The 17,261-nt window shown below is 48.2% G+C and carries 18 protein-coding genes; 7 read left to right on the top strand and 11 right to left on the bottom strand.

What is annotated here, in order from left to right:
- The 3 genes from ACZM6M_RS00565 to ACZM6M_RS00555 are packed head-to-tail and all read left to right on the top strand — an operon-like array spanning position 1 to position 2,208.
- The gene (locus tag ACZM6M_RS00565; protein WP_483201703.1) at positions 1-813 is read left to right on the top strand and encodes an ABC transporter ATP-binding protein; all 813 of its coding nucleotides are present in this window, start codon (positions 1-3) and stop codon (positions 811-813) included.
- The gene (locus tag ACZM6M_RS00560) at positions 806-1,645 is read left to right on the top strand and encodes a class I SAM-dependent methyltransferase (protein WP_484076317.1); all 840 of its coding nucleotides are present in this window, start codon (positions 806-808) and stop codon (positions 1,643-1,645) included. The genes ACZM6M_RS00565 and ACZM6M_RS00560 overlap by 8 nt, the downstream gene beginning before the upstream one ends.
- On the top strand, positions 1,642-2,208 hold the full coding sequence (locus ACZM6M_RS00555; protein ID WP_337433559.1) for a nucleoside-triphosphatase: 567 nt from the start codon (positions 1,642-1,644) through the stop codon (positions 2,206-2,208). The genes ACZM6M_RS00560 and ACZM6M_RS00555 overlap by 4 nt, the downstream gene beginning before the upstream one ends.
- On the opposite strand, the gene ACZM6M_RS00550 is transcribed toward ACZM6M_RS00555, so the two are convergent.
- Positions 2,162-2,749 carry a biotin transporter BioY gene (locus ACZM6M_RS00550; RefSeq protein ID WP_407407263.1) on the bottom strand — a complete coding sequence of 196 codons (588 nt, stop codon included), beginning with the start codon at positions 2,747-2,749 and terminating at the stop codon, positions 2,162-2,164. The genes ACZM6M_RS00555 and ACZM6M_RS00550 overlap by 47 nt on opposite strands.
- Positions 2,750-2,885: 136 nt before the next feature.
- Positions 2,886-3,866: a zinc dependent phospholipase C family protein gene (locus ACZM6M_RS00545; RefSeq protein ID WP_066546002.1), complete on the bottom strand. Its 981-nt coding sequence runs from the start codon at positions 3,864-3,866 to the stop codon at positions 2,886-2,888.
- Between the two features lie 197 nt (positions 3,867-4,063).
- Between ACZM6M_RS00545 and ACZM6M_RS00540 the strand changes: the two genes are divergently transcribed.
- A complete protein-coding gene (locus tag ACZM6M_RS00540) occupies positions 4,064-5,551 on the top strand; it encodes an alanine/glycine:cation symporter family protein (RefSeq protein ID WP_489489350.1) in 1,488 nt (495 codons plus the stop codon).
- 175 nt (positions 5,552-5,726) lie between these two features.
- Here ACZM6M_RS00540 and ACZM6M_RS00535 read toward each other — a convergent pair whose 3' ends face one another.
- Positions 5,727-6,785 carry a ComEC/Rec2 family competence protein gene (locus ACZM6M_RS00535; protein WP_489489348.1) on the bottom strand — a complete coding sequence of 353 codons (1,059 nt, stop codon included), beginning with the start codon at positions 6,783-6,785 and terminating at the stop codon, positions 5,727-5,729.
- Positions 6,786-6,798: 13 nt separating this feature from the next.
- Positions 6,799-7,350, bottom strand: coding sequence for a hypothetical protein (locus tag ACZM6M_RS00530; protein WP_340276473.1), 552 nt, complete (start codon positions 7,348-7,350; stop codon positions 6,799-6,801).
- Between the two features lie 242 nt (positions 7,351-7,592).
- Here ACZM6M_RS00530 and ACZM6M_RS00525 point away from each other — a divergent pair, with 242 nt between their 5' ends.
- Entirely contained in the window at positions 7,593-9,104 is a 1,512-nt protein-coding gene (locus tag ACZM6M_RS00525; RefSeq protein WP_242962966.1) for a BCCT family transporter, read from the top strand.
- Between the two features lie 150 nt (positions 9,105-9,254).
- On the opposite strand, the gene ACZM6M_RS00520 is transcribed toward ACZM6M_RS00525, so the two are convergent.
- The 4 genes from ACZM6M_RS00520 to ACZM6M_RS00505 form a co-directional block, all read right to left on the bottom strand.
- Positions 9,255-9,494, bottom strand: coding sequence for an HPr family phosphocarrier protein (locus ACZM6M_RS00520; RefSeq protein ID WP_489489346.1), 240 nt, complete (start codon positions 9,492-9,494; stop codon positions 9,255-9,257).
- A 295-nt stretch (positions 9,495-9,789) separates the two neighbouring features.
- A complete protein-coding gene (locus tag ACZM6M_RS00515; protein ID WP_489489345.1) occupies positions 9,790-11,010 on the bottom strand; it encodes a TolC family protein in 1,221 nt (406 codons plus the stop codon).
- Between the two features lie 25 nt (positions 11,011-11,035).
- Positions 11,036-12,256, bottom strand: coding sequence for a TolC family protein (locus tag ACZM6M_RS00510; RefSeq protein ID WP_489489344.1), 1,221 nt, complete (start codon positions 12,254-12,256; stop codon positions 11,036-11,038).
- Between the two features lie 40 nt (positions 12,257-12,296).
- Positions 12,297-12,929, bottom strand: a complete 633-nt coding sequence (locus ACZM6M_RS00505; RefSeq protein ID WP_066545985.1) for a TetR/AcrR family transcriptional regulator — start codon at positions 12,927-12,929, stop codon at positions 12,297-12,299.
- Between the two features lie 284 nt (positions 12,930-13,213).
- Here ACZM6M_RS00505 and ACZM6M_RS00500 point away from each other — a divergent pair, with 284 nt between their 5' ends.
- Positions 13,214-13,420, top strand: coding sequence for a helix-turn-helix transcriptional regulator (locus ACZM6M_RS00500; RefSeq protein ID WP_317438860.1), 207 nt, complete (start codon positions 13,214-13,216; stop codon positions 13,418-13,420).
- A complete protein-coding gene (locus ACZM6M_RS00495; RefSeq protein WP_337932289.1) occupies positions 13,417-13,905 on the top strand; it encodes a hypothetical protein in 489 nt (162 codons plus the stop codon). The genes ACZM6M_RS00500 and ACZM6M_RS00495 overlap by 4 nt, the downstream gene beginning before the upstream one ends.
- An 86-nt stretch (positions 13,906-13,991) precedes the next feature.
- On the opposite strand, the gene ACZM6M_RS00490 is transcribed toward ACZM6M_RS00495, so the two are convergent.
- The 3 genes from ACZM6M_RS00490 to rfbH are packed head-to-tail and all read right to left on the bottom strand — an operon-like array spanning position 13,992 to position 17,187.
- Positions 13,992-14,948 carry a glycosyltransferase family 2 protein gene (locus ACZM6M_RS00490; protein WP_337932287.1) on the bottom strand — a complete coding sequence of 319 codons (957 nt, stop codon included), beginning with the start codon at positions 14,946-14,948 and terminating at the stop codon, positions 13,992-13,994.
- A gap of 23 nt (positions 14,949-14,971) precedes the next feature.
- On the bottom strand, positions 14,972-15,814 hold the full coding sequence (locus ACZM6M_RS00485) for a LicD family protein (protein ID WP_066545977.1): 843 nt from the start codon (positions 15,812-15,814) through the stop codon (positions 14,972-14,974).
- A gap of 23 nt (positions 15,815-15,837) precedes the next feature.
- On the bottom strand, positions 15,838-17,187 hold the full coding sequence (rfbH, locus tag ACZM6M_RS00480; RefSeq protein ID WP_179297097.1) for a lipopolysaccharide biosynthesis protein RfbH: 1,350 nt from the start codon (positions 17,185-17,187) through the stop codon (positions 15,838-15,840).
- Positions 17,188-17,261 lie beyond the last annotated feature (74 nt).

Here is a 17,261-nt window from a genome sequence, read left to right as displayed (position 1 = left end):
ATGCTTTTACAACTGCAGAATGTTTCCGGCGGATATGGGAAAGGCGATATTGTAAAAAATGTAAGCTGCGAAGCAGACGAAGGAGACATTCTCTGTCTGGCCGGCCCCAATGGCTGCGGAAAAACCACTCTGTTCCGTCTGATAATGGGGTCAATTCCTCTTTCCGGAGGCCGTATCCTCATAGACGGACAGGATCATTTAAAGCTTTCCCCCAGAGAGCTTGCAAACCGTATCGCCTATATTCCACAGTACCATTCTCCCGTCTTTTCCTATACCGTGCTGGATGTGGTGCTCATGGGCCGTGCCTCCCATTTTTCTGCCTTTGACAGTCCTAAGGCTGTCGATCGTGATGCAGCCTTTGAGGCTCTTTATAAGGTCAATGCCCTGGAGCTTGCCAATAAAAAATACACCTCCCTCAGCGGAGGACAGCGCCAGCTGGCGCTGATCGCCCGTGCGATCTGCCAGTCTGCTAAAATCCTTGTGATGGACGAGCCCTCTGCCAGCTTGGATTACGCCAACCAGCAGCTCCTTATGGATGTGATCAAGGATCTTGCTTCCAGGGGCTACTGTATCATTATGTCTACACACAGTCCCGAACATCCCGCCTCTGCCGGTACCAGGGTGCTTATGATGAAGCAAGGCTCTGTGGCCGCTTTCGGCTCTCCCGAAGAGGTAATTACTCCCGAAAATCTTCAGGCCGTTTATGGCATTGAAATGGATGTTGTAACTGTAAAAGACAGGTATGGACGTTCCCGAACCATCTGTATGCCCGTAAAAGCACCTGTCGGAAAGGAGCGGACTTCTCTTGAATGATCTGGCCTATTTTATCTCTTTAATGGAAAAGGAGACTGAGCCTTCTCCCAATATCTGGGACCGCCGAGCCCGTTCCTGGGCTCATGAGCGAAAAAACAATCGAAAAACGGATGAGCGTCTGGAAAAAGATTTCCTTTTTCTGGAGAACCATGGGCTTCTGAAAAAAGATTTCTCAGTGGCGGATATCGGCTGCGGACCGGGCCGCTTTGCAGCTGCCTTCGCTTCCAGAGTCCGCTTTGTCACAGCCTTGGACATTTCCGGTGAAATGATCGCTCAGGGAAAAGAATATGCCAAAAGCCTGGGACTTACCAATCTCCAGTTCCATCTTTGTGATTTTGATACTCTGGATTTGAAAAAAGAAGGCTTCAAACGGGCTTTCGATCTGGTATTCGTTTCCTTAACCCCCGCAGTCCGCAGCCACAGCCAGCTTTTAAAGGCCATGGAAATGAGCCGGGGTCGTTGCTGCTGCATTTCCCATCTGTACCGCAAAAACCGGCTCATGGAACAGATTATGAACGAAGTCTTTCCCGAAAAAGCCATGAGGCATGAAAATAGCGGCCGATGGTTTTATGCCGCTTTTAATATGCTGTTTCTTATGGGATACAAACCAGAAACCAGTTATGAACCAAGACACAGTGAAAAACAGATCGTTCCGGATGAGGAATATCTGGATTTCCTTATGGAAAAAATGTTTTTGCCTGACGATCGTACTGATGCAAACAGAAACGCTGTCATGACCTGGCTAACCGATCATACTGAAACAGATGGCACCATAACGGAAATCACCGACTCCTGCTATGGACGTCTTCTCTGGGAGGTAACAAACCAATGACACACCATGTATTTTTAACCGGTGCAAAACAGGTGGGAAAATCCACCCTTTTAAAAAAAACACTACGCTCGTTTGACGGACAGATCGGCGGCTTTTTTACTCTGCGTACCTGTGAATATTTAAAAACCGGCTTTTCTGTCCATCTTCTTCCCGCCGCTGTCCCTGCAGATCCGGATGAAACCAACCTTCTCTTTATCTGCGGCACGTCTTCGCCGCTTTCATCAAATGAAACGCCCAGACGGTTTGACCGCCTGGGCTGTAATGCGCTGTCTGATTTTCTTCAAAAGGATCTGATCCTCATGGATGAACTGGGCCCCCATGAAGCAGAAGCAGTCCGGTTTCGTCAGATGATTCTTAAAGTCCTGGACGGTCCTGTTCCCGTTCTTGGTGTTCTTCAGGAGGCCCCCTCTCCCTTTTTGCAGGAAATTGCCCAAAGGCCTGATGTGACCGTCCTGCGGATCACCGAAGAAAACCGGAATGAACCGGAACTTTTAAAACAGCTCGCTTCCCTTCTGCCTACCCTATCCTGTCAGTCATCTGTTTTACCGGCTCGCTTACAATAACTCCCAATATGGTGATCACAATATCCTTTGGCACAAAAGCCACCATAGAGTAGGCAAATACAGCGCCTGTGGTCATGTCTCCTGAAAGAGCTGCCCATTGGAGACCGCCGATCAGTTCCACCGCCGCCAGACCGATAAGAGAGAGCAAAATCCTCACCGCCAGATCCGAAATCCGGTTTTTGAGTCCTGGACGGATCCCGCAAAGCACCGCCATCACCGGCCAGGCCCAGATATAACCTCCCGTAAGCCCTATAAGCGACCGGATGCCGCCGCCAAAATTAGCAAACACCGGAAGCCCCGCTGCCCCGATCAGGATATAAACCAGTACCGAACAAAGTCCCAGCTTCCATCCCAGAACCGCCCCTACAAGAGCCACTCCAAATACCTGGATCGTCACCGGAACACCTGCGGGCGTAGGGATTGACAGCTGGGAGATGACTGCCAGAACAGCTGCAAACATTCCCGCCAATACCATTTCTCTTGTCGTAAAAGCAGTGTTATGTCTTATTTTTTTCGATTTTTTTGCAGAAACTGAATCCATTTCCATCCACTCCTTTTTCCGGTTCCGTTTTAGATATTTCATCTGCCTGAAACGGAACCTGTTTTATCTTACAGGAATGGTATATCACAGGATGTCCCAATTGTCAACCAATTGTATTTTATGGTTGACATTGTTTTTAATCATTGCATGGCAGGCCGCTGTGGTAGGAATAATTTCCAAGTTCTGTCAAAAGCCGTTCAAATGCCACCGGACGAAGAACCTTTGACCCCTCTATGATCTCATTGATCATATAGAAGATCGTACTCAGTTTCCCAAGACACCGTCGCAGCAGATCCGGCACAGACGCTCTGGAGGCAATGCTCCTGTCCCAGGGATTGCACCAGATTTCATGACGCAGATTTAAACTCCAAACCGGATCCTCTACCACGTCTGTAACCATTTTGCTGGAAGCAATGGGATTTTTAAGGAACAGCGACTCAAAAAACTCAATCCGGTCCTTTTTCCGGCTGTTGGGATCGGCCAGCGTGCGGCAGCCAAAGCGCATGGCCAGAATCGACCGGTGGATCATTCCTGCTGTTACCTGATAATGATTTTTGCTGCTCAGACGGTAAAACGCATCATTGATACAATCGGAAAGGAATACGGAAATAAACTGTGTTTCCATCCCATTGAGACAGATCGTGGCTGCCTGATTAAACTGGGAGGGCTTTTTCTTTTTATATTTTTTCAGAAGAAGGGCGTCAATATCATTTTCCAGCTTGGCATGAAGGCCATGGTAGTATCCCCCCGGATTCTGTACATCATAGCCGATCCGTCCATAGACATAAGGATGGCAGATGGAATCTCCAATATAATGACAGATAAAACCGCACAGAAAAGCCATTCCCTCTTCCTTCTGCTGCTTGGATTCAATCCTGGAAAGGCGGTCAAAGGCGCAGCGGAAAAAATCATTTACACGATGCTCGTGCATATAGGAGCCTACATTTCTGTGGTCTCTGTGGCGCAGGATAGGGAGATTGTAAAAAAACATATCCGGCCCCTGAAGTCCCAGCTGATACAGCCAGCGGTACTTTGTAATGACAAACTTAAGATAGTTGGCAGGAAGGTCATTATATGCCTTCATTCCTAATATATAATGGGTTGTAAATCCCGGCATGAGACACCTCTTTTCTGCCTGTGGGGCAGTAGTTTTTGCTGTTACTCTTATTCTATCACACTCTATTTGGAAATGCGAGGCGGAAATCTGCTCCATTTTCTTCCTGTCATACTTTTCCCCCGCTCTGAATACACAGTATAAAGCCTGTTTAAAACACCCGGAGTCTGTTTTTGGGTATATCTCTTGGAGGTTTTGTTATGAAATGGCTCAAGCTGCTGCACGGGATGGTCTGGGGACCATGGACGCTTCTTATCTTTCTGGGAACAGGATTATTTCTCACGGTAAAATGCCGTTTTTTTCAGTTCCGGGGATTTTCCTTCTGGTGGGATGCCACCGCCGGAAGCATCATCCGGGGTAAAAAAAACAACGCGACAAACGAAAGGACGCCAGATGAAGATTCCCCGGAAACCATCAGCCAGTTCCAGTCTGTATGCACGGCCCTGGCTGCTACCGTTGGAACAGGAAATATTGCCGGTGTTGCTACTGCACTTACTGCCGGAGGCCCCGGCGCCCTGTTCTGGATGTGGGTTTCTGCTTTTATCGGTATGATCACGGCCTATGGGGAAACCTGTCTGGGGATCCGCTTCCGGCTCCGCGAACCGGACGGCCGCTTCCTGTGCGGCCCCTTTCTCTATATGGAGCACGGGCTTAATGTCCCTTTTATGGCCGTTCTCTACAGCATACTCTGCGTTATGTGCGCCCTTGGCATGGGGAGCATGGTCCAGGCGAACTCTGCTGTTACTGCCCTGTCCTTTACCTTTAACCTTCCTCTCTGGCTCCCGGCTGTGTGCTTCACGCTCCTTACAAGAGCCGTCATCCGGGGAGGGATCCGGAGCATCGGAAGTACAGCAGAGCGTCTCGTCCCGGCAGCCGCTGCAATCTATGTCCTCTTTTCCCTCACCGTGATCCTTTCCTCTCTTCCTGTCCTTCCCGGCGTATTAAAGGATATTTTCGACTCTGCTTTTCATATACGGGCTGCCGCAGGAGGAGCAGGAGGCTTTCTCATCAGCCGCAGCGTGCGGTACGGTATTGCCAGAGGGGTATTTTCCAACGAGGCCGGCCTTGGAACTCTGGCCGTGCTCCACGGCCCCGCCGAACACACAACGCCTGAAAAACAGGGGATGTGGGCCATGTTTGAGGTGTTTTTCGACACCGTGATCCTCTGCACGCTCACTGCCCTTGTCATCCTCTGTATGGCAGAAGCTGCGTCACCGGGGCTGGCTTCTCTTCCCTATGAAGGCTCTGCCCTGGCCGCCTGGGCCTTTAAGTGCCATCTGGGAAATCTGGGAGAAGCCTTTATCAGCGCCTCCATGGCAGTATTTGCCTTTGCTACTGTGATAGCATGGTTTTACCTTGGAAAGCAGGCGCTCACCTATCTTACGATCCGCTGCTCCCTTCCTGCCCTCTTTTCCCGTTTTCTCTATCCTCTGTGCTTTTTATCTGCAATTTTAGCCGGAGGGATCATACAGTCTGAAGCAGTCTGGCTTTTTTCCGACCTCTGGAACGGCCTGATGGCCTTTCCCAATCTGACTGCCCTTCTGTTTTTATCCAGGGAAATCTCTCTCCCCAAAACCTGGAAAAAGACGCACTCAGGATCCAGGCTTCGGTATAACAGAAAAAGCGCATCACCGGATGATGATACGCTCTTTCTGGAAAAAAGTATTATTAAAAGGGAGGAGAGCTGATAATCACTTATCAGCTCGAGTATTATGAAAAAAATCTTGTAAGCATATTGGGGATAGATGAATGTTTCTCTCTCATCTATGATTAAAGTATACCCATGAAAGATGAAGAAAAAATGTTCATTGTGTAAAACCTTTTTGAATGAATTATGAACAGAATGTGAATATCCCTATTCGCCTACTCAATTACCTGATCTCCGTCCTTTGTACAGAAATAGGTCTTTACGCCCAAACGGACCATCCAGTTACGGGTTTCCTGGGTTTTCCACGGTCCGGTTCCCGTTCCGCCGCCGTTATCATTATCCCAAAGCCACTGAGGTGTGGGCCACAGACATACAGATGGACGGAGCGCCTTGTAAACTTCGTAGTCAACACCGTTCTGACCGTGGTGAGCCATCTGTACCATGGTACAGTTTAATGCCCCCAGATCTACATTGGCCATCAGGTTTTCACCGCCGGATCTGGCCATATCGCCTAAAAATACGACATTCGTACCATTTAAGGATACAAGGTAGGCCACGCTGCTGTTATTGACAAAGTCATTATTTGCCGCATATGCCTGGTTTAATACCTGGATTTTGGCAGGGCCTGCCTCGATCACCTGTCCTGCCGCAATATTTCCGTGAAGAACAGATGGGTCTACCTTCTGAAAGGCTCCCTTTAAATGAGATACCATGGCAGCCACCGCCGGCTCCTTCTCGGCATACCAGCTGTCCTCTAAAAAGGAATAATAAATACCGTCAATAGTAATCTCACTGCTGTGGTTATAAAGAATATCTGCCAGCGCTCCCACATGATCGGAATCCGGATGGGTAAGCAGCCATGCCGCCACATGACCGCCCCTCTGCTTGATCTGATCCAATACATAGGCACTGTTTTCCTGCCAGCCTCCGTCTACCACGATCAGTCCGCCAGCTCCATTTTCGATAATTACAGCCAGCTGCTGGGCTCTTGTGTCATGGTTTGCCAGCATGGTCATGCGTCCGGCTCCAAAGTAGGAGGATGCGTCTGTCACCGGTGTAGTTACCGTTCCAAAAGCTGCCGTAGTTACCGGTGCGCTCTGTAATGCAGAAACGTTTCCTTCCTGGGTCTGTGTATTGCTGATCACAATCTTGGAAGGGGAATTGAGGCTCTGGGCCGCAAAGCTGGTAAAACCTCCCTCTCCCGCCGTCATAAGCATAAGAGCAGCCATCATGCCGGCCGCGCAGCGTTTCCAATATCGGTCGATCCTTCTCATGGCGTCTGCCTCCTTATTTCTTCACAGGCTCAAGAGCTCTTACATCTCCCGCCTTTAGGGTGTCATTGATAATATACTCGGATACCTCTCCCTCTTTATCATAAGGGAATACCTGAACCAGCACATCATGCTCATCAAAAAAGCTGCCGTAGTCGGTGGTGTAGCCTTCTTCGTTTGTCTCAGGCTCCGTGTAATAGAAATTCTGGGTATGTACACAAGTGCCGATGGTAGCCAGGACATCCTGCGCATAAGCGACTGCGGCCTCCGGCGTTGTCTGGTGCGTTACAGGCAGCAGTACCGTCAGAACGCCTGTTTCTTCATTATAGCGTGCATCCAGATCCATCACATAATCAGCAAACGCACCATATGGCTCCAGATACTGATCCCGCAGCTCCTCCCGCACTTCCAGCCAGTCGATTTTAATATTTTTATCGATCTCTGTATCAGGCTGTCCGTCATCGGCTCTTGTACCTCCCTCAGGAGACACGATATTACTCTTGGTACATCCGCTTAAAAGTGAAGCAGCCGCTAAAAGGACCAGAGACATTTTCTTCCAGTTAAACATTTCAAAAACCTCCTTTGTTCATAGCGTTACTATTATAACGGACAAACTGAAAATTTAACAGACCTTTTTTCTTACAAAATTGTTACACATTCGAAAAAGGATTCTGTATACACATACAGTTTTTTTGAAAAACTTCTTGATTTTTCCAAAATGCGGTGGTATTATGTTCAATATGCTTTATATTACTTAATTTTTGAACAAAAAAACGATACAAGCCTGTATCATCAAAGGAGGTTATCATTTTGAAGCACCTTACAAAAAGGCTGGACTGGCTTACCACCCTTGTTCCTTTTCTGTGCATCCTTTTTTTGTGTATCCTTTTTATTGCCTTTCCTGAAGACTCCTCTTCTGTGCTGGGATCCATCCGCTTCTTTCTCGGAGACCAGTTTGGAAGCTTTTATCTTTTAATGGGGCTGGGAGCGCTTTTCTGTTCTCTCTATGCTGCATTTTCCCGTTTTGGCTCCATCCGCCTAGGCGGCAAATCCCCCCGGTATTCCAATCTCCAGTGGGGCTCCATGATGTTTACTGCCGGCCTGGCAGCCGATATCCTGTTTTATTCCCTCTGCGAGTGGATGCTCTATGCGGGAGAACCTCATATCTCCGATATGGGTTCTGTGCAGGACTGGGCCTCTGTTTACCCGCTGTTTCACTGGGGACCGATCCCGTGGAGTTTTTATATCATTTTAGCTGTTGCCTTTGGCTTTATGCTCCATGTCCGGAAACGGAACCGTCAGAAATACTCCGAAGCCTGCCGTCCTGTTTTGGGAAAGCGGGTAGATGGAGCTTTGGGACGCATCATTGACCTCACTGCCGTATTTGCCCTGTTAGCCGGAACAGCTACCACTTTTTCTCTGGCAACGCCCCTTTTATCCATGGCTTTAAGCCGTGTAACGGGGATTCCGGAAACGCCGGCCTTTACGATTGCGATCCTGATCGCCATCTGCATTGTATATACAATGGCCGTGTACTTTGGCATGAAAGGGGTGGCCCGCCTGGCTTCTTCCTGTGTGGGACTTTTTTTCGTCCTCTTAGCCTATTTTTTCTTTGGCGGCGGGGAAATGCGCTATATCGTAGAAACAGGTCTTACCTCTTTGGGAAACCTGAGCCAGAATTTCATTCCTCTGGCAACCTGGACCGACGCCCTGCGCACCTCCTCCTTTCCACAGAACTGGACTATTTTTTACTGGGCCTACTGGATGGTGTGGTGCGTGGCGACTCCGTTTTTTATCGGCAGCATCAGCCAGGGACGTACCATACGGCAGACCGTTTTGGGTGGATATTTCTTCGGACTGTCCGGCACCTTTACTTCTTTTATCATTCTTGGAAATTACGGGCTGTCCCTTCAAATGCATGGAAGGCTGGATCTGATGGCAATTTATGTTCAATCCCAGAACCTCTATGAAGCAATTATGGCGGTTTTTGAAACCATGCCTTTCGCCAAAGCAGGCCTTCTTCTCCTGGCCCTTACCATGATCGCTTTTTACGCTACCAGCTTTGATGCCTTAACTATGGTCGCTTCCTCCTACTCCTACCATTCTCTGGATGAGAAACAGGAACCGGACCGCTTCATCAAGCTTTTCTGGGCTGTAACGCTGATGCTTCTTCCCATTGCTCTGATCTTTTCAGAAAACTCCATGAACAACCTGCAGACCGTATCCATCATTGCAGCCTTTCCCATCAGCTTTATCATTCTTCTTATTATATGGAGTTTCTTTAAAGATGCGGGATCCTATCTGAATGAAACAAAAAAATAAGCAACAAAAAAGAGCAGGAAAAACTGACATATCACCTGCTCTTTCTTTTATTTTATGTGCCGCTAGGCGCACCACCACACAAAAACAGGAGGCCTGGTCACACAGCCTCCTGTCATTCTGTCTTGTGCATGAAATGCTACACTTCCTTACTTATCCGTTAGTATTTTGCCATAAAATGGTATGTATCCTGTTTTCTGCCGCATTCTCGTCGCTTCCCTTAAAGCAGAATGTAAGAAAACCACACATATTTAATCTCTTCATTTCATCGTAATGTTTCATATTTGCTGTCGTACTTTCATTGGTTACAAAGATGTCGCAGTCAAACTGATTCGCTGTCTGAATCAGATAAGAAATCGGAATCGGATTAACTCCTCCTTTCCTTATGTCCATACGCCGTGTTACCATAGACTCACCTCAATTCACAAGAAACAAAACGTGCAGGTTACCTTCCTCCTTTAACTTAAAATATATTCCTCTTATAAATCATAATAGCATCTTTTCACAACAAAATCAATGACGTCATTTATATTTTTATGCAGTCTTAATAACTTTCATTCTTTTTTCTCTGTTTACACAAAAGAATCCCACAAGCGGGATTCTCCGCCTGCGGCGGGCCGCATCAGCGGCATAATCCCACTCCGCCGCAGTGCGGTTCCCAAAGGGATTTTTTAATTATTAACTGTATTTATGAAACGCTCACAGCTGCGCCGGCTACAGCCCATCTGTAATTCTGGATTGCCTGCTGAAGTTCCAGACCTGCACAGTGGTATCCTGATTCTGCGGTCAGCCATGCAAGTTCCTGCTGAAGGTATTGGATCTGGCTTAAACTTCCGTTCTGCTTCTGGATCTGAGCCGCATCCCAGACCATTTTTCCGCTTTCATAAGCGGTTTTTGCAGCATCATAGGCAGCGCGTTTTTCCAGGATCTGATCGTACAGTGCCTGAATATCGGAACGGACTGCATTTTCTGAATACTCTACATTTCTTAAACGGTTTTCAGTCTGTGTAGTCGTCTTTGTAGTACGGGCCTGAAAATCGGTCATACCGCCTCCGGTAGAGCTTCTTAAGCTGATCAGGTTATAGTTGTTATTTACTGCCTTTTCCTTATCTGCATTTACGTCAATGGCGTCAATGGCCGCCAGATCTGCAGAGGGGATTGCTCCAAAGGTAACGCCGGAGGCAGGGTCATATCCTGTAAAGCTGCAGAGAAGCTTATAGATCTGCTCCATTCCCGCATCCAGACTGGCCAGCTGGGACTGCGCAGAGGAAAGAGAAGCCGCTGCGGATAAAACATCGCTGTCCACCGCCATCCCCTGAGACTGCATGGTATCCTGAAGCGCTCTGGCTGTCCGGGCCAGTTCCACTCCCTTTGCAGCCATGGCACGCTGGGAGACCAGCTGCTCATACTGATTCATCATGGACTGGACATTCATGATCAGGGAATTGGCCTGGCGGTCTACCTGACGTTCCGTAGATGAGGTCTTTTTTAAGGACTGACCCATCATGGATGCCGCATTTCTCATCTGTCTGGCAGACTGGCGCAGTGCTTTGGCAGTTGCCGCAGAAATCGCCTGATCCATCCCGGTCTGTTCCTCTGCCATATCCTCTGCCACATCCGCCTGGGACAGAAGGTCATTTGCCATAATACGTTCATTTACAGCAATATCAGCCTGATCCTCTACCATGCCCTTTGCCATATCATAGGCGCTTTTCATCGGTCCGTAATAATTTTTTACACGTTCCTCAATCTCACCGTAATCCAGATGTCCGTCTGAGAGAAGCTGCTGCTCCTGTTCATAGGCCACATTTGGATCTGTCTGATCTGCCAGCACAGTAAAGGGCACAGATGCTGCCAGAACCACGCTTAAGGACGCTGCTGCCGTTCGTTTTAAAAATGTGGTTTTCATGTTCATCGTCTCCTTTTCATCCTGCTTAATTGGAGGTGGTAAGGCCCTTCACATTCCAGTCATAGCCTTCTAATGCCACTAACAGCTGAAGCTTTTTCGTATTTACATCGCTTTCCGCTGTCATTACAGCATTCAGCGTGGTCTGATACTCAAGATTTGTAATCTGTCCTGCTGCCAGACTGGCAGAAGCCTTGTTTAATTTGGATTGCTCAGCAGCAAGCTGAGACTGAGCGGCATTCAGGGCATCTCTTGCCGTAAGTACAGTATTATACTGCGTTTTTAAGGATCGCACAGCCGTATCCTTTGCATTCTGAATGGAAGCCTGATTGGATTCGATCAGATCCTGGCTGGAAAGATTTCCTGCCTTTTTTTCGTAATATCTTACATCATAGTTATTGGCAAGCGCTGCCTCGGCATCCCCATCCGGGTTTAAGGTATCAATACGGGACATATCCGGCTCCGGTACTGCAAGGATCTCCGGCTGGGCGTCTGCGTCCCATCCGAGCATCAGGCAGAGATTTCTGTGGACATTTTCCTTATTCTTCTGGGCAGCAAGGATGGCTGTATCCTGATCCTGGACGCTTTTCTGAGCAGTAAGCACATCTATCTGGGTCGCCATGCCTGCGGCAGCCTGAGCCCTGGTAAATTCATACTGACTCTGAAGAAGAGCCTTTGTATTTTCCAGATTCTTTATATTGTATTCTGCCTGCTGTAAGGATACCATCATCTGCTGTGCCTGATATACCAGAGCAGTCTCCTGCTGGTCATACTGGATCTTTTCCATATCTGCATCCTGGTAATTGTTGTCTGCCTGCTTGGTGAGAAGGCCTGCGGAAAACCGCATGGACGCCCAGGTAACATCATCCTCAGCCGCATCTGCCTGATCCCAGATATCATCGATATCGTTCATATACTGCTCATATACGTCATTTAAGTCTTTTCCCTTCTGATCCTTATAGGCAGAACGGTTGCTGCGGACTGTAGGGTTATACTCATGGATCAGATCCTTCAGCTCCCCATACTCCATCACGTTATCCCTGAGAGAAGCCCATTTTTCCTCCGTGTAGGCAAATTCAGGGCTCATATCCTTATTATAATTGGGGGCCGGTGCCTCCGGAGCCTGATAGGTATTGTCATCCGGACGGTTAGATGCCGCCAGGATGTTCATGGGAAATGACATAGTCAAAATAGCAGCTGTGATCGCGGCCATATGACGGCCGGCTGTCTTTCTTTTCTGATTTTTCATGATTCATTCTCCTCTAATACGATTTTATATCCGTTTCATCCTATTTTGCCGCCTGCAGACTGCAGACGCCTTTTTCCAAAATCCTCATCTCTGTTTCGGTTGCCTGTAAAATAGATTCCTTTTCCTGCGGCTTCTGGCAGTAAAGGCTCATCGCCCGAATACATACCATAGCGGCTACATCCGCCCCGTAAATAAGAGCCTCCAGGCTCATAGGATAATGCTCTCGATCCATGTGTTCATAAATATCTTTGATAAAACCCTCATAAGGGTCATCCTTTAATGTAAATCCTCTGAAGCCAAAGATCTGATTTTGATTGGAAACGCTCAGATCCGACAGGAGATTTTTATGGATCTTGTAAAAGATATGGTCATTTCCCTTATCCATCCACTCCCGCACCATCTGTAAACAGACCGCAAAAGGACTCCCCATTTCTTTCAAGAGCAGCATCACCCGTTCTCTGAAATGCTCCCGCATTCCCCGGAGCATATAACGCATCAGATCATCCTTATCTTCAAAATATGTATAAAAGCTTCCCCGGGAAATATCCGCCTCCTTTATGATCTGATTGATCGAAGCCGCCGAATAGGGCACACGGGAAAATTCGTGGGCCGCCGCTTCTAAAATCAGCCGTCTTTTTTCTTCCTTTAATTTAAAAAACCGCTGGGTTGGCATAGAAATCAAGGCCTCCTTGAGTCAATGGTAAACATGACATATTGTCACTTTTCAAATTATAAACACTTACAGGTCGGAAAGTCAATGACCCAATTATAAAATTTCTCCAAACATTTTGTATACTGTATCTGAAAAAAGCACAAAATGTAAAATGAACTTGACTTTTTATGTAAAGTTTCCTATACTTATTTTGTACAGTTAGCTTTACATTTCACTCTATCCGTAAAAGTGGAACCATTAATGAAAGATACTGTCAGTAAAAAGAAGGGTGGGATCGATCACAGATGAAAAACAGGATCCAGGAACTGCGCCGGACCGGACGGATCCGTCAGGAGGATCTGGCAGAAGCAGTCGGCGTTACCCGTCAGACGATCATTTCTTTAGAAAACGGAAGATACAACGCTTCTCTGGGACTGGCGCACAAGATCGCCCGGTATTTCGGACGAACCATCGAAGAAATTTTTATTTTTGAAGAGGAGGACGACATATGAGAGAATCTATGAAAAACAACGGTCAGACCCGTTTGGTACGCAGATGCAGGCTTCGGATCTTTCTTGGAGCAGCTGCTTTGATTTTAGGTGCGGCCGCTCTCACAGCGGCTCTGGCTTCTTCGGCCGGAGCGTCTCCCATTCTCTATCTGGAACCGGAAAGCCGCAGCTTCATGACAAGCTTCTATTACGGCACCGGCCTAGGGCTGATCATTGCCGGAGTTTTATTGATTTTAAGAAACCGTTCCTATCTGAAGGATCCGGAGCGCAGAAGGCAGCAGGAAATCCGGGAGTTTGACGAACGCAGCCAAGCCATCGGTACTAAAAGCTGGGCCTATGCGGGATACTCCCTGTTTATCCTTCTGTATGTGATGATCCTCCTGTCCGGCTTTGTAAGCGTCCTGATGGTAAAGCTTCTGCTCTGCATCATGGCAGCCTTTGCCGGTCTCCTTATCATCTGGAGAATGATCCTTTCACGAAGGATGTAGCTGTAGACCGGGCGTCCTGCTCACTGGCCCGTACGGCAAAATACCCTGAAGGGCTGAACGGCTTTCAGGGTATTTTGTATTTATCTTTAATTGTGTTCTATATTCGCCGTCTCCCTCACAATATATACCGGACGATCCTTCAGTTCCGTAAAAAGGATGGCGATATACTCTCCGATGATGCCGATGAGCAGAAACATCATGGCGAACATAAAGCAGATCAGCACCACAATGGTAGCATATCCACTGGGAGCTCCCTGACGGGTAAAGAGCGTATAGACCAGAACTGCCATCCCGGCTGCTCCCGATAAGATTCCAGCGTAAATTCCCAGCTTTAAGGGCATATTGGAAAAGCAGAGGATGGTATTAACCGAAAAGATAAACAGCTTTTTTAAGCTGTACTTGCTCTCTCCTGCCACCCTCACGCCTGCCTCATATTCCAGAGTAGTTTTCTGAAAGCCCACGTTCTGGACATAGCCCCGCAGGAAACGCACCTTTTCCCGGTAATTCCCTTTTAAAACCTCTGCCACCGAACGGCTGACCGCAAAAAAGTCAGAGGCATTAGGCTCAAAGTGAACATCCGAAATGCAGTTGATCAGCCAGTAAAATCCGGAGCTGGTGATATTTTTGATCAGGCCTGCGCTTTTGTTTCGGGTACGCACCATACTGATTACCTCGTTTCCCTCCTCAAAGGCCCTGATGATCCGGGGAAGACATTCCGGGGGATGCTGCAGATCTGCATCCATGCAGACCACTCCGTCGCCTGTGCTGTAATCCAGACCCGCGATCATGGCTGCCTCATGTCCGAAATTTCTGGAAAAGCTGATAAGCTTTACCTTCTGATCCTCTGAAGCCAGGGCTTTAAGCACCTCCAGGCTGCCATCTGAGCTTCCGTCATTTACAAAAATCAGCTCATGATCCCAGGAAAGAGTATCCAGCACTCTCTTCATCTCTGTATAACATTCCTTCAGCGCCTGTTCCTCATTGTAAACAGACACGACCACGGAAAGAATCTTTTTTTTCAGATTGCTTCTATCTTCACTCAAAGGATGGTTCTCCTTTATCATATTCAGTCAAATACCCGGATCTGCTGGCTGGAATGGGTTGGAACCCGCTTGTCCTCAGGAGGCAGCTGCATATAGTCGCCGTAAACCTCTGTAAGTACCTGATGATACCCCTTTGGGATCATCAGCTGCGTATCTTCAAAAGGCGCATCCTCCGTCTTGGTGCACCAGTCATCCTCCAGAGTTACATAGAGGTAATCCGGCTGGTAATTACTGTAATACCACCGGCTTCCTTTGCTCTTTCTGTCTTTTAAGGCAGCCCATTTCTGCATGGAAATGATCCACTTTAGGGGAATCAGCTTTCCTGCTGTGGCAAGTCCTCCTACAAAAATTTTGTGAAGCAGGCTGTATCTGCTATAATCCAGATCATGGCGGTGCCCCATAGCCAGGCCGTAGATGGCCTTGTGGATAAAGCGGGTCATCTCAGACGCCAGCTTTCCCTCGGGCAGCTTATCCAGAATAAAGAGGTCTACCCAGAGATGGTTTAACTTTCCCTCATAATAGTCCATCCGGTCGCTGTCCGGATGAACCTGGCTGTTTTTATAAATAATACGGGGAGTAAAGTCATAAAATGCCCGGCCGCCCCGGTAGCTGTCCGGCTCCAAAAGCTCCATGGTATCGGGAAGTTCCCTTTTTATAACCTTTTTTAACGCCTCGTACTGGCTCCGGATCAGAACCACATCTGCATCATCATCCCAGGGAATAAAGCCCTTGTGGCGCACTGCGCCGATCAGGGTTCCCGCATCCAGGGCATACCGGATCTTATACTTTCTGCAGATCCGGTCCAGCTCCTTTAATATCTTTAAATTGGCCTCATGGACCTTTGTCATATCGTATGTCTGTGCCATACTGTCCTCGACCTCCGTTCCTGTCAGGCAATGGCTTCACGGATGGTCTTTGCCATATAGTCGATCATCTCGTCCGTCATACCGGGATATACGCCTACCCAGAAGGTATCCTTTAAGATCCGGTCCGTATGCTCCAGACTTCCCACAACGCGGAAGCCCTCCCCGTTCTTTCGCATCTCGTCAAAGCAGGGATGCTTTACCAGGTTTCCTGCAAAGAGCATACGGGTCTGTACGCCCATTTTCTCAATATGCTGAACCACCTGATTGCGGTCTGTGCCTTCCTTACAGGTGATGAGGAAGCCAAACCAGCTGGGTCTTGCGTGCTCGCAGGCCTCAGGAAGAATCAGCTTGTCCTCCGTGCCTGCCAGAGCAGCCTTTAAGCGGTCAAAATTGTGGCGGCGGCGCTCTACAAAGGACGGGAACTTGTCTAACTGGGCGCAGCCGATGGCAGCCTGCATATCGGTTGCCTTTAAATTGTAGCCTAAATGAGAATATACATATTTGTGATCATAGCCTAAAGGCAGCTCGCCGTACTGGCGGTCAAAACGGTGTCCGCACATATTGTCGCGGCCGGAAGGACATACGCAGTCCCGTCCCCAGTCACGGAAGGAGCGCATAATGCGGTTTAAAAGTCCGTTGTCTGTATACACAGCTCCGCCTTCACCCATAGTCATGTGATGGGGCGGATAAAAACTGGAGGTTCCGATATCTCCGATGGTTCCCGTAAATCTTGTAACCTCGCTTCCATCCTCCTCCATGGTATACTGGGTTCCCAGAGCATCACAGTTATCCTCTACAAGCCACAGATCATATTTGTCGCAGAAGGCCTTTACCGCCCTCAGGTTAAATGGATTTCCCAGAGTGTGGGCGATCATCACTGCCTTTGTCTTTTCAGACCGGGCCGCTTCCAGCATGGTTACATCAATATTATACTGAGGAATGGTTACATCCACGAATACAGGAACGGCGCCGTACTGAATAGCCGGAGCCACGGTGGTAGGAAAGCCGCAGGCTACGGTGATGATCTCATCCCCACGTTTGATGCGGCGCTCTCCAAGCAGCGGAGAGGTCAGGGTCATAAAGGCAAGAAGATTGGCAGATGAGCCGGAATTTACCAGCGAGCAGTATTTTACTCCCAGATATCCTGCCAGCTTTTTCTCAAATTCATCCGTATAACGTCCGGAAGTCAGCCAGAATTCCAGAGCGCTGTCCACCAGATTTACCATCTCATCATGGTCATAAACGCGGGACGCATAGGGAATCCTGTCGCCTTCTCTGTATGGCGCCTTTTTATGAAAGGTATCGCAGTATCCGGCTACCTGCTCCAGAATCTGCGCTCTTGCCTGTTCTTCGGTCATATGTTCAAACATGATATGTTTTCCTCCTTGATTCTATTTCATAGGAACGCCGCAGGGCACTCCCCGCGGAGCGTTTTTATTCCATAGGA

It is taken from the genome of Enterocloster sp. (genome assembly GCF_057861365.1).
The sequence above is the reverse complement of the archived record's forward strand: the minus strand, read 5'-3'. Positions and strand labels throughout refer to the sequence as shown.